This is a genomic window from Streptomyces sp. NPDC059828 (assembly GCF_042731955.1).
Classification (GTDB): Bacteria; Actinomycetota; Actinomycetes; order Streptomycetales; family Streptomycetaceae; genus Streptomyces.
The window spans coordinates 84124-96261 of sequence record NZ_JBHWIW010000009.1 but is presented as its reverse complement, the minus strand read 5'-3'; the positions used below and the strand labels follow the sequence as shown (position 1 = coordinate 96261).

Sequence of the window (12138 nt, the reverse complement as noted above, 5' to 3'; positions counted from 1 at the left end):
AGCACTGCCGTGGTCGTCACGTTGATCGTGATCTGTGAGGTCGGATTCTGGGTGCTGCTGGCAGCGGGCCTGGCGGCGCGTTATCTGCTGAAGCTGCCGAGGACCGGCCTCGCGATCCTGATGTGCGAGCCGGCGCTTGAGCTCCTGCTCTTCGTCGTCGCCGCGCTCGACCTCAGGAACGGTGCCGACCCGAGCCTCAAGCACGGGATCGCCGCGCTCTACATCGGCTACACCGTGGGCCACGGCCACCGCACCATCAAGTGGCTCGACGGGCACGCCGCACACCGCCTCGCCGGTGGCCCGCCGCCCGTGAAGCCGCCCCGTCACGGAATGGCGCGGGCCAGGTACGAAGGCAGGCTGTGGCTGGGCACCCTGATCGGTGCTGCCGTCGCCACCGCGTTGCTGCTGCTCGCCATCTGGTACGTCGGCGACCCGGCCAGGACCACGTCGCTGCAGCAGTGCATGTACGGCGCGTGGCGGGCGGCGGGCATCCACGGGCTGATCGCGCTGAGCTACGCGTTCTGGCCCAAGAAGGCCCCGGACAGCGGGCGTTCCCGGGGCGAGGCGGTGCGGGACGCCTCGTAGGGACCGGATGCGTACGAGCAGCGGCCCCGGAACGCACAGCCGGCACCACGGCTGTGAGGTCCGGGGCCTTTCTCTTTCCGTCGCTTCTGTTGTCCCGCTCTGTCAGCGTGCTTCAGTGCCGAAACCATCCGAACCAGCGCGCACGCGCCTTCGGCTGGGGCTGCGGTGCGGGCAGGGGCGGGGGCGGCGGAGGAACGGCGGCGGGGAGGGCGGGCCCGACGACCGAGGCGGGCGCCGCGGCCTGACGGGTCGGCTTCAGCGGGGTGAACCGGACGGGCAGGCTGGTCAGGCCCCGGGTCATCCAGCTGCCGACCACGGTGAGCTGGTCCTCGGTCACGGCGAGTTCGAGGTCGGGAAGGCGGGTCAGCAGCCGGTCGATCCCGGTGTCGGCGATGGCACGGCCGATGTCCATGCCGGGGCACTGGTGCGGTCCCGCGCCGAAGGCCAGGTGGGAGCGGTTGCCGTGCACGGACATGCTCAGGTCGGGACGGATCTCGGGGTCGACGTTGCCCGCGGCGATGCCGAGCATCACCATGTCGCCGGCCCGGATCTGCTTGCCGGCCAGGGTGGTGTCGCGCACCGCCCAGCGGGTCGGCACCACGGCCAGCGGCGGGTCGTCCCACAGGACCTGGTCCAGCGCGTCCGGCAGGGTCATGGTCCCGCCGGAGAGGTTGCCACGGAACCTGCGGTCGGTGAGCACCTTGCGCAGCGTGCCCGCGACCAGGTTGACCGTGCTCATCGCCGCCACCAGGGCCTGGCGCAGGTGCTCGGCCACCTCCTGCGGGCTGAGCCCGGAGGGATGCTTGAGCAGCCAGCTCGCGAAATCCTCCGCGGGATGCTCCATCTTGCGAGCGACCAGCTCCCGCATGGCTTCCTCGACGATCAGATTGCTCTCGAACGCCGTCGTGCTGCCGCTGATCATGTCGCGGACGGCCGTGCCGAGCCGCAGCGCCTCCTGCTCGGGTATCCCGAAGCGCTGGCACACGACCATCGCCGGGAGTATCTGGGCGAAGTCGCTCATCAGATCCGCCTGGCCCCTGTGACCGAACGAGTCGATCAACTGGTCGGCATAGCGCGTGATGTAACGGCGTGTGCCATGAGCGCTGATCTTTTCCAGGCTCTCCGTGACGGCGCTGCGCAGGCGCGCGTGCTCCGGACCGTCGGTGAAGGCCACCAGGGGCTGCCACGCGGTCAGCGGCAGCAGCGGGGAGTCCTCCGCCAACCGCCCCTCGGCGCTCACCCGCCAGTATCGGGAGTCCGATGAGAACCGCTGCGGCGACCCCATGACCTCCAGGTTCTCCCAGTGCCCCAGTACCAGCCAGGCCGGCACGTCGCCGGGGAGCAGCACGGGGGCCACCGGCCCGTATTCCGTGCGGAGTTGCCGGTACAGCGCGTACGGCTCCTCCACCTCGGGCCCGTACAGCCTGCGCAGCCCGTCCCACCCGCTGGCGTGGGCCGGGCATCCGGGTGGCGGGCTGGTGGTAGTGCCGTCGTGGTGTGGGGTGGTCACGGGGCCTCCGAAAGCAGCGGCGGGTACCGAAGTGGACTGTCGTCTATCGTCTTCAGGGGACTGTCGCCTTCGCACACAGTGACGAGTCGGCAGCGACCCGCAGCATACTTCCCGCTGCTCCCCGGCCCTCGCGGGGCCGGTGCCCGCGGTAACTGGTCTACGCTCGCGCGCACTTGGGTAGAGACGATTCCTGTCCGACCGGGTGGCGCGTGCCACCGCGGTGCCCACCACCCCCACGTACCGCCCAGGTACACCCTGTAGAGAGGACCCCCCCCGTGTCAGTTGGGCTGCGATCGGCAGAGTCAGCGGTGTCATCGGCGTCGTCAGTTCCCCGTGTTCCCGGGGCGGTTCCGCTGCTCGGGCACGCCTTGAAGCTGTGGCGCGACCCCTTCGGCTTTCTGATGTCGCTGCGTTCGCACGGGGAACTGGTGAGGGTGGACCTCGGGACGATGCCGATGTACGTGGTCACCTCGGCCGAGCTCGCTCACGAGGTGATGGTGGGCAAGGCGCGCAGCTTCGAGAAGGGACGTTTCTTCGATCGGTTGAGGCCGCTCGCGGGCAACGGCCTGGCCAACTCCGACGGTGAGGTGCACCGCAAGCACCGCAGGCTGATGCAACCGATGTTCTCGCAGGAGCGCATCACCGGGTACTCCGAGATCATGACCCGGCACGCGCAGGCCATGGCCGACTCCTGGACCCCCGGTCAGGAGATCGAAGTGGAGCACGAGATGGCCGAGTTCACCGTGGGGACCCTGGCCTCCACCCTGTTCTCCACGGACATCGGTCTGCCCGCCGTCGAGGCCGTACGGCGCGACCTGCCCGTCCTTTTGAAGAACCTGCTGATACGGGCGGCGTCACCGGCGTTCCTCGACCGGTTCCCGATCCGGGCGAACCGTGACTTCGACACGGCGGCGGCCAACCTCCGCAGTGTCATCGACGACGTGGTCGCCACCGCACGCCGCACCGGCCACAGCGAAGGCGACCTCCTGTCGCTGCTGCTCGCCGCCCAGGACGCGGAGAGCAGCGAGGGCATGACGGACACGGAGGTCCGCGACGAGCTCAGCACGATCCTGTTCGCCGGAGCCGAGACCACCACGGCCATGCTGTCCTGGACCTTCCACGAGCTCGCGGCCAGTCCCGAAACGGAGCAGCGACTCGCTGCGGAGGTACGGGAGGTCGTCGGGGACCGTCCCGTCACGATCGCGGACGTGCCGCGGCTCAGCGGTGTACGGCGTGCGCTGGAAGAGGCGTTCCGGCTGCACGGCGTCACCCTGCTGATGCGCCGTGCCACCGAGCCCGTCGAGCTGGCCGGGGTCACGTTCCCGGCGGGCACCGAGGTCGCTTTCAGCCTCTACGCCCTCAACCGCGACCCGGAGCTGTTCGCGGACCCCGACCGCTTCGACCCCGACCGGTGGCTGCCCGAGCGCCAGCGGGAGTCGGAGGTGGGCCGCAAGACGTACTTCCCGTTCGGTGCCGGGAACCGCAAGTGCATCGGCGACGCCTTCGTGTGGGCGGAGGCGGTCATCGCCGTCGCGACCGTCATCGCCAAGTGGCAGCTGGTGCCCGTGCCCGGCCACAGCCCCAAGCAGGTGCCCTCGGCGGTCCCGAAGGCCGACCGCATCCCCATGACCGTGCGACCCCGCGACTGATGCGACCGGCACACCGGTGGGGGTGGCGTGGGCCGCCCCCACCGGTGTGACGGGTCAGCGCTCGCCGCCCGGGACCCAGAGGATGTCGCCGATCTCCTTGTTCGCCGTCCGGGCGAGGATGAACAGGAGGTCCGAGAGCCGGTTGAGATACGTCGCCGTCAGCACGTTCATCGTTTCGCCGTGCACCTCCAGCGCGGCCCAGGTCGAGCGCTCGGCCCGCCGTACCACCGTGCACGCCTGGTGCAGCAGCGCCGCGCCGGGAGTGCCGCTTGGCAGGATGAACGAGCGGAGCTTCTCCAGGTCCGCGAGGAAGCGGTCGCAGTCCGCCTCCAGTTTGTCGACATAGGACTGCTCCACGCGCAGCGGCGGGTACTCGGGGTTCTCCACGACCGGCGTCGACAGGTCGGCGCCGACGTCGAAGAGATCGTTCTGGACCCGGACCAGGACCTTGACGACCTCCTCCGGAAGCTGCCCGAGCGCGATCGCCGTGCCGATGACCGCGTTGGCCTCGTTGGCGTCGGCGTACGCCGAGATCCGCAGGTCCGTCTTGGCGGTACGGCTCATGTCGCCGAGCGCCGTCGTGCCCTTGTCACCGGTGCGGGTGTAGATACGCGTCAGATTGACCATGGGGCCAGCCTAGGCCGTGTTCGCGAGAACCCGCCTGGCTCGCGAAACGCACCGCGCCTGCTCAGCCGCCCGTTCTGCGGAACACCGCGGTCCCGGCCGTCAGCGCGAGGGCCGCGAAGCCGGCCGCGACGAGCAACCCGTACAGCATCGACGCGGAGGTGTACGTGCCCACATACGCGTCGCGCATCGCGTCCACGAGATAGCGCAGCGGCATCACGTGGGACAGGGCGTCGAGCCACCCCGGCGCGAGCGCCATCGGCAGCATCAGCCCCGACAGCAGCATGGACGGCATGGCGATGGCGTTGATCACCGGTCCGAACTCCTGGGGAGTGGACAGCTTCATCGCCAGCGCGTACGAGAGGGACGCGAGCGACACGGTCAACAGCGCCACGAAGCCGAAGCCGATGAGCACGCCACCGAGCGGCGCGCGCAACCCCAGGGCCACCGCCACCAGCACCAGCAGCACCGCCTGGAAGACGAAGACCGCGGTGTCCCGCAGGGCCCGGCCGAGCAGGAGTGCCAGTCGGCTCACAGGGGTCACGCGCATGCGCTCCACCACCCCCGACTGCTTCTCGATGATCACCGCGAATCCGGCGAACGAGGCTCCGAAGAGGCTGAGTTGCAGCAGGAGTCCGGGGACCAGCACCTGCCAGGAGTCACCCGGGGAGCCGAGCGGCAGACCGGTCAGCAGCGGACCGAAGAACAGGAGGTAGAGCAGGGGCATCAGCATGCCGAAGAGCATCTGGAAGCGGGAGCGAAGGGTCTGGCGGGCATAGCGCCCGAAGACCAGCAGGATGTCATGGACGAGCATGGCGACTCCGTGAAGGGTGATCCGTGCGGGGCGTGCGGTGGGAGGCGTGCGGTGTCGACCGTGCGGTGCCGTGGGGGCCGTGCGCGGTGGGGTCCGAGGTGGCGGCTATACGGCGACGGGCGTGACGTCGGCGGGAGTGGCACCGCGCCCGGTGATGGCGAGGAAGGTGTCCTGGAGCGAGGCGTGCGCCGAGCCCGTGTGGCGCTCCTTGAGCGCAGCCGGTGTGCCCTCCGCGGCCACGACGCCCCGGTCGACGATCACCAGCCGGTCGGACAGCTCGTCCGCCTCGTCCAGGTAGTGCGTGGTGAGGAAGACCGTGGTGCCGTGGTCGTCGCGCAGCCGCCGGACCAGCCGCCACAGGGCGGCCCGGGCGCCCGGATCGAGTCCGGTGGTCGGTTCGTCGAGGAAGAGCACATCGGGCCGGTGGGTCAGTGCCATGGCGATGTCGAGCCGTCGCCGCTGCCCACCGGACAGTGCCCCGCAGGGCCGGTCCAGTAGTGCGGTCAGCTCCAGCTCGTGCGCGACTTCCTCGACGCGGGCGGCGGCCTGCGCCTTCGGCAGTCGGTACAGCCGCGCCTGGGTGACCAGTTCCTCGTGTACGCGGATCTGCGGATCGGTACCCGAGGACTGGGCGACGTAGCCGATCCTGCGCCGCACCCCGGCCGGATCACGGACGAGGTCGCAGCCGGCGACGGTGGCGGCCCCGCCGGTCGGCGGCAGCAGCGTGGTGAGCATGCGGAGCGTGGTCGTCTTCCCCGCGCCGTTGGGACCGAGGAAGCCGAGTATCTCGCCGGGCGCTACACACAGGTCGATCCCGCGTACCGCCTCCACAGGGCCGTTCGAGGTCTGGAAGGTCCGGGCGAGCCCGGCCGCACTGATGATTGCCATGACCCCAGAAAAACAGAATCCCTGCAACTTTGCAATGACCCCAAGTTTTAAGTGGGTGCAGCGAAGTTACGATGGGTGCATGGCAGAAGGGCTCAGGGAGCGCAAGAAGCGGCAGACCAGGCAGCACATCTCGGACATGGCCACCGGGCTCTTCCTGGAGCGCGGATTCGACGCCGTGACCATCGCGGAGATCGCGGAGGCTGCCGATGTGTCCGTGAACACCGTCTACAACTACTTCCCCGCCAAGGAAGACCTGTTCTTCGACCGCAGCGCGGGTGTCGTCGACCGCCTCTCGCGGTATGTGCGGGGCCGCCACAAGGGGGAGTCGGCCGGTGCCGCGGTGCTGCGCGAACTGCGCGAGGTGGTCGAGGCCGTGTCGCCGACCGTCGGGCTCTTCGAGGGGTACACCGCGTTCATGCGGGTGATCAACAACGCCCCCGCCCTGCGCTCCCGGCTCTGGCGGATCCAGCAGGAGGAGCTGGAGAAGCTGACGGAGACCCTCCGGGAGGACGCCGGCGCCACTTCTGGCGACCAGCTGCCCGGCCTGGTCGCCGGTCAGCTCGCGTGGATCCACAGCACGTTGATGGGGTGGATCGGACGCGAGATGTGCGCCGGGCGGGACGCCGTCACCGTCTCGCGCGAAGCCCTCGGCCTCCTCGACGACATGGAGGAACTGCTGGGGCGGAAGGTGCTGGAGTACGCGGTACGCCCGTTGGAGTGACCCTGTCCGATGTGATGTCCGTCATCTGAGACGTGACGCGCATCTCTTCGCGGCCACATGGCCCCTCACGAGCGCTAACCTCCGGCCGAGAGCCGAAAAATACACGTGTGTTAAGGGGTGTGGCAGTGGCCAGGAAGCTCGCCGTCATCGGGGCCGGACTCATGGGGTCCGGGATCGCGCAGGTATCCGCCCAGGCGGGCTGGGAGGTCGTGCTGCGCGATGTCACCGACGAGGCGCTGACCCGTGGCACCGACGGCATCAAGGCGTCGTTCGACCGTTTTGTCGCCAAGGGCAGGCTTGACGCGGCGGAAGCCGAAGCGGCGCTTGCGCGCATCACCACGACCACCGACCTGGACGCGGTCTCCGACGTGGACATCGTCGTGGAGGCGGTCTTCGAGAAGCTCGAGGTCAAGCACGAGATCTTCCGGGCGCTCGACAAGCTCGTACGGGACGACGCCGTGCTCGCCTCGAACACCTCCGCGATTCCGATCACGAAGATCGCCGCGGTGACGGAGCGTCCGGAGCGGGTCGTCGGTGCGCACTTCTTCTCGCCGGTGCCGATGATGCAGCTCTGCGAGCTCGTGCGCGGCTACAAGACCAGTGACGAAACCCTCGCCACCGCTCGTGAGTTCGCCGAGTCCGTGGGCAAGACCTGCATCGTCGTGAACCGGGACGTCGCCGGTTTTGTCACCACCCGACTGATTTCGGCACTCGTGGTCGAGGCTGCGAAGCTGCAGGAATCGGGCGTGGCGACCGCCGAGGACATCGACATCGCCTGCAAGCTCGGCTTCGGCCACGCCATGGGCCCGCTGGCGACCGCCGACCTGACGGGCATCGACATCCTGATGCACGCGACCAGCAACATCTACACCGAGTGCCAGGACGAGAAGTTCGCGCCGCCGGAGCAGATGCGCCGGATGGTGGACGCGGGTGACATCGGCCGCAAGAGCGGGCAAGGCTTCTACACGTACTGATCGGGCGACCGACCGCACGGTCCTGTGCGCCTTCACCCTCCTGGGTGAATTGGGTATCGGTTCGCTTACAGACGGCAACTACTCTGCCTGTACGGCAGTCAGTTATTGCAAAACAAAATCCGTGGACGGTCACTCGGCGGTCCTGCGGACGGCGACACGGCACAGGACCGTGCGGACGGCGCAGCAGCCACCGCGCGGCACGGCACAGGACAGCAGAGAGATCTGACGGACCCACGCACTCTCGGGGAGCGCATATGCACATCAGGGGCGACCATGCCGAGCTGGTCGTCGGGGGCCGCCTCGACGTCCGCAGCGCGGCGGACGCCCGTACGGTCCTGCACGCGGCGGTCGACCGCGGAGTCGGTGACCTCGTGCTCGACCTGAGCGATCTCGAATCCTGGGACGCCACCGGCCTCGGGGTCATCATGGGCGCGCACAGACGGGCGGGCCGCTGCGGCCGGCGGCTCGTGCTGCGCGGTGTGCCCCCGCAGATGCAGCGGCTTCTCGTCGCCACCCGGTTGCACCGGATCCTGGCCATCGAGGGCGGAATCGCCGCGGAGTCCCTGCCTCGCGTCTGAGCCGGTCCGGTTTCCCGCCGCCACGCGGAGCGGGGACGCACAATCCTCACTAGACCGTGACCTCCCGGCGTCCTGCGGACGTCGCTGTTCCGCGATAATTTCCGACGGTCTTGGGTTCGGCCGGCTGCCGGCGCGCAACCCCTGCGACATGTGCCGTGACCCTTCCGGGCACGGCACAAGGCACCGACAGGCACCGAACCGGAAACGAGCGGAGCACGTGCAGACAGACCGTTAGGGACTTCCGCACGAGACGCCATCTGGGGGGCTTGAACCGTGGACCCGATACACCAGAGGTCGCAGGAGCACGGCCAGCGCATCAACAGCGCCGGCAATACCGGGGACACCAGCAATCCCGACAACGCGGACAGCGGCAATCCCGACTACGCGGACAGCGTCGGCACCGACCATGTCGGCACCGGCGACGGCGGCCACGGGACCGCCGCCCCGCAGCGGCCCCCGCGCGACGCGATCGCCCCCGAGCTCGCCCAGAAGGCACCCGCCCCCGTACGGACCGTCCAGCTCGTCGCCGGCGACCTCCTGCTCACCGTCAATCCCCTCGACGGCAGCGAAATCGAACCCTGCCCACCCGGGGACCAGACCTCCCTCTCCGCCGGCTTCCACCGCGCCCCCCGGCGCAGCGACGCTGCACGCGAAGAGCAGCGCCGCGCCGCGCAGCCCCCGGAGCCCGCGGGACCCCCTGCCCCGGCCGTACCGCTGCTCGAACGCGACGAACCGCGCGAGCGGCTCGTACGACTGCTCGGCCGGGGCCGTTCGGTACGGCTCACCGGACCGGCGGGATCCGGCCGGTCCACGCTCATCGATCAGGTCGCCGAGGACTGCGCGAACCTCGCCCCCGACGGTGTCGTCCGGCTCTCCGGCCACGGCCGGACACCCACCGAGCTGCTCCATGAACTCTTCGCCGTGGTCCACGACGCGCCATTGCGCCGCCCCGACCGGACGCGACTGCTCGAACTGGTCCGCGAGATAGGCGCCGTCGTCGTCATCGACGACCTCGAATTCGGCGGCAGCGCGCTCGACGAACTGCTCGACGCCACACCCGAATGCGCCTACCTGGTCGCCGTGACACCCGAGGTCCCCGCGCCCTCGGCCGAATCGGCGCTCGAAGAGGTCTTCCTCCCGGGACTCGGCCGCGGCACCGCGCTCGAGCTGCTGGAGCGCATGGTGGAGCGTCCGCTCACCGACGAGGAGGCCAACTGGGCGGGTGACCTCTGGTTCGAGGCAGAAGGCAGGCCGCTGCGATTCGTCCAGGCCGGGGCACTGCTTCGGCAACGGGACGCCCAGAGCGTCCCCGGCCCCGACCTGGAGGACGCGGACGGCGAGGACGGCGTCAGCGACGACGACAACGTGTTCGCCGCCGTCCACCCCACCCCGCTGCCGGGCCTGGGCGACGCAGCCGCCCCCGCCCCGCTGCTCGCCTCCCGGCTCAGCGAATCCGCGCGCGAGACCCTGCGCTTCGCCGTCGCTCTCGGCGGAGAGGTGCCGCACCAGGCCCATCTGCCGGCGCTCGTCGGCGACACCCACGCGGACGCCGCCATCGGCGAACTGAAGCACTGCGGACTGCTGACACCCGTCGGCCCGCGCTACCGGCTGGCAGCGGGCGTCATCGCCCAGTTGGAGGCCGCCGGTTACGCCGAGGGCGCGGTGGACCGGGCCCGTACCGCGGCGCAGCACTATGCCTGGTGGGCCGCCCACCCCTCCGTCGTACCCGACCGGGTGGTGGCCGAAGCCGACGCCATCCTGGTGTCGATGACCCTCCTGGTGCAGCAGGGCGACGAGGCAGACGCGGCGGTGGCGGTGCTCGCCGCCCGCAGCGCCTCACCGGCCTTCGCCGCGGGGCTGCACTGGGCAGCCTGGGAACGGTCCCTGCGGGCCGGCCAGGAAGCGGCCCGTATCGCGGGCGAGGTCGCGCAAGAGGCGTACTTCCACCATGAGCTGGGTGTGCTCGCCCTCTGCTCGGGCAGTCTGGAGCGGGCACGCGCCGCACTCGAAGCGTCCATCGGGCTGCGCGGCGCGCTCGCCGACAAGAGCGGGACGGTGGCCGGGCGCCGCGCGCTGGCCCTGGTCTCGGACCGCGCCCGCAGCGCCGCGCACACGGCGGACGAGGAGACCCCCCACGCGCGTGAGGGCGAGTCCGCGGCCCCGAACCGATCCGTGGCCCTGCTGAAGCCGGGCAAGGGACAGCCGTCGGCGCCGTCGACGGAGGCGCTGGTCACCCACAGGGACCAGGCCCCCTCGGGAGCTGCCGCGGGGCGCCGCACGATTCTGTCCGGTGCCCGCCGCAACGCGCTCGCCGCGGGTGCGGGCGCGCTGCTGGTCGCGGTGCTCGGCACGGCCGTCACCCTTACCGCGGCCTCCGACGGCGACCAGCCCGCGAACCGGGTGACCAACGAGCAGCCGGCCACCGGTGACGGCACGGACGGCACCATTGAGGGTCTGATCGGGGATCAGCCGGCCGGCGACGCCACACCGAGCCCGAGCGGCACCGACGACGCGGCACAGCCGGCCGAACCCGAGCCGTCGCCGGAGACTCGCCCAGGCGGGGGTGCCTCGCCCGGCCCTACGTCGACACGGGGCAGGGAGCCCTCGTCGTCCGACGGCGGTACGACCTCGGGCGGCGGTGGCTCGACGTCGGGCGGTGGGCACACGTCCGGAGGCACGTCCGGTTCGCCGTCACCTTCGGCCACGGGCGGCAGCGGTTCGCCCTCGCCGTCCGGGAGCACGTCCGGTTCGCCGTCCCCGTCGACCGGTGGCACCGGTTCGCCGTCCCCGTCGACCGCGGGCACGACATCCGGATCGCAGTCGACGGGCGGCGTGACCACCGGCACGACCGCCGGTACGGCGAACGGGGGCTCGGCCAGTGGCGACTCCGGGAGCGACGGGGCGGCCGAGGGCTCCGCGGAGACCCCGGCCGCGTAGGACGCGGCACAGCTCCCGCGGATCGCTCCGCCTGGTTCGCCTGTTGCCAGGCCCTGTTCTCAGAACAGGCGGAGCTTGTCGTCCTCGATGCCGCGCATGGCGTTGTAGTCCAGCACCACGCACCCGATGCCCCGGTCGGTGGCGAGCACCCGGGCCTGGGGCTTGATCTCCTGGGCCGCGAAGACACCGCGGACCGGGGCCAGATGAGGGTCGCGGTTGAGCAGCTCCAGATAGCGCGTCAGCTGCTCGACCCCGTCGATCTCACCGCGCCGCTTGATCTCGACCGCCACGGTGGTGCCGTCCGAGTCGCGGCAGAGGATGTCCACCGGGCCGATGGCCGTGGGGTACTCGCGGCGGATCAGGCTGTAACCCTCGCCGAGCGTCTCGATGCGGTCGGCGAGGAGCTCCTGGAGATGCGCTTCCACGCCGTCCTTGATGAGCCCCGGGTCCACACCGAGTTCATGGGACGAGTCATGGAGGATCTCCTCCATGGTGATGATCAGTTTCTCGCCCGTTTTGTTCACCACGGTCCAGACGTGCTCCGAGCCCTCGGAGCCCTCCTTCAACGAGCAGGGAGGGGACATCCAGTTCAGCGGTTTGTACGCGCGGTCGTCGGCGTGGATGGAGACGCTGCCGTCGGCTTTGATCAGGATCAGCCGGGGTGCGGAGGGCAGATGGGCGGTGAGCCGGCCGGCGTAGTCCACGGAGCAGCGGGCGATGACGAGACGCATGGTCGGCAACGCTACTCGACGTACCGGCCCCCGCGCGATTCCGCCCCCGGGCGCCCCGGCCTCTCCGGTTTCCCCCAGCGGCCCGCCTTCCGGGTCCCGCGCCGGCCGTCCCCGGTACGCCGGAGAT

At 70.5% G+C, this 12138-nt stretch carries 11 protein-coding genes; 6 read left to right on the top strand and 5 right to left on the bottom strand.

The genetic code is table 11. The features are described 5' to 3' along the window. Window positions 1-9: 9 nt before the first annotated feature. Window positions 10-585: a hypothetical protein gene (locus ACFV6V_RS08185; protein ID WP_385560841.1), complete on the top strand. Its 576-nt coding sequence runs from the start codon at window positions 10-12 to the stop codon at window positions 583-585. 112 nt (window positions 586-697) lie between these two features. On the opposite strand, the gene ACFV6V_RS08180 is transcribed toward ACFV6V_RS08185, so the two are convergent. Next, window positions 698-2095 carry a cytochrome P450 gene (locus ACFV6V_RS08180; protein WP_385560838.1) on the bottom strand — a complete coding sequence of 466 codons (1398 nt, stop codon included), beginning with the start codon at window positions 2093-2095 and terminating at the stop codon, window positions 698-700. A 275-nt stretch (window positions 2096-2370) separates the two neighbouring features. On the opposite strand from ACFV6V_RS08180, the gene ACFV6V_RS08175 reads away from it, so the two are divergent. Further along, window positions 2371-3744 carry a cytochrome P450 gene (locus tag ACFV6V_RS08175; protein ID WP_385560835.1) on the top strand — a complete coding sequence of 458 codons (1374 nt, stop codon included), beginning with the start codon at window positions 2371-2373 and terminating at the stop codon, window positions 3742-3744. 54 nt (window positions 3745-3798) lie between these two features. Here ACFV6V_RS08175 and ACFV6V_RS08170 read toward each other — a convergent pair whose 3' ends face one another. From ACFV6V_RS08170 to ACFV6V_RS08160, 3 genes are all read right to left on the bottom strand, one after another. Beyond that, window positions 3799-4371, bottom strand: a complete 573-nt coding sequence (locus ACFV6V_RS08170) for a cob(I)yrinic acid a,c-diamide adenosyltransferase (protein WP_385560832.1) — start codon at window positions 4369-4371, stop codon at window positions 3799-3801. Window positions 4372-4432: 61 nt separating this feature from the next. Next, entirely contained in the window at window positions 4433-5182 is a 750-nt protein-coding gene (locus ACFV6V_RS08165; protein WP_385560830.1) for an ABC transporter permease, read from the bottom strand. 105 nt (window positions 5183-5287) lie between these two features. Next, window positions 5288-6070 carry an ABC transporter ATP-binding protein gene (locus ACFV6V_RS08160; RefSeq protein WP_385560827.1) on the bottom strand — a complete coding sequence of 261 codons (783 nt, stop codon included), beginning with the start codon at window positions 6068-6070 and terminating at the stop codon, window positions 5288-5290. A gap of 79 nt (window positions 6071-6149) precedes the next feature. Between ACFV6V_RS08160 and ACFV6V_RS08155 the strand changes: the two genes are divergently transcribed. The 4 genes from ACFV6V_RS08155 to ACFV6V_RS08140 all read left to right on the top strand — a co-directional run bounded on the left by ACFV6V_RS08155 (window position 6150) and on the right by ACFV6V_RS08140 (window position 11280). After that, complete coding sequence (locus ACFV6V_RS08155; protein ID WP_385560824.1) at window positions 6150-6791, top strand: TetR/AcrR family transcriptional regulator; 642 nt, start codon at window positions 6150-6152, stop codon at window positions 6789-6791. Between the two features lie 125 nt (window positions 6792-6916). Continuing rightward, a complete protein-coding gene (locus tag ACFV6V_RS08150; protein WP_385560821.1) occupies window positions 6917-7765 on the top strand; it encodes a 3-hydroxyacyl-CoA dehydrogenase family protein in 849 nt (282 codons plus the stop codon). A gap of 254 nt (window positions 7766-8019) precedes the next feature. Continuing rightward, window positions 8020-8343 (top strand): STAS domain-containing protein, encoded by a 324-nt coding sequence (locus ACFV6V_RS08145; RefSeq protein WP_361279307.1) that lies wholly within the window; start codon window positions 8020-8022, stop codon window positions 8341-8343. Window positions 8344-8616: 273 nt separating this feature from the next. Further along, window positions 8617-11280, top strand: coding sequence for an ATP-binding protein (locus tag ACFV6V_RS08140; protein ID WP_385560818.1), 2664 nt, complete (start codon window positions 8617-8619; stop codon window positions 11278-11280). 59 nt (window positions 11281-11339) lie between these two features. Here the strand turns inward: ACFV6V_RS08140 and nucS are convergent, their stop codons facing one another. Beyond that, window positions 11340-12011 (bottom strand): endonuclease NucS, encoded by a 672-nt coding sequence (nucS, locus tag ACFV6V_RS08135; protein ID WP_385560815.1) that lies wholly within the window; start codon window positions 12009-12011, stop codon window positions 11340-11342. Between the last annotated feature and the right edge of the window lie 127 nt (window positions 12012-12138).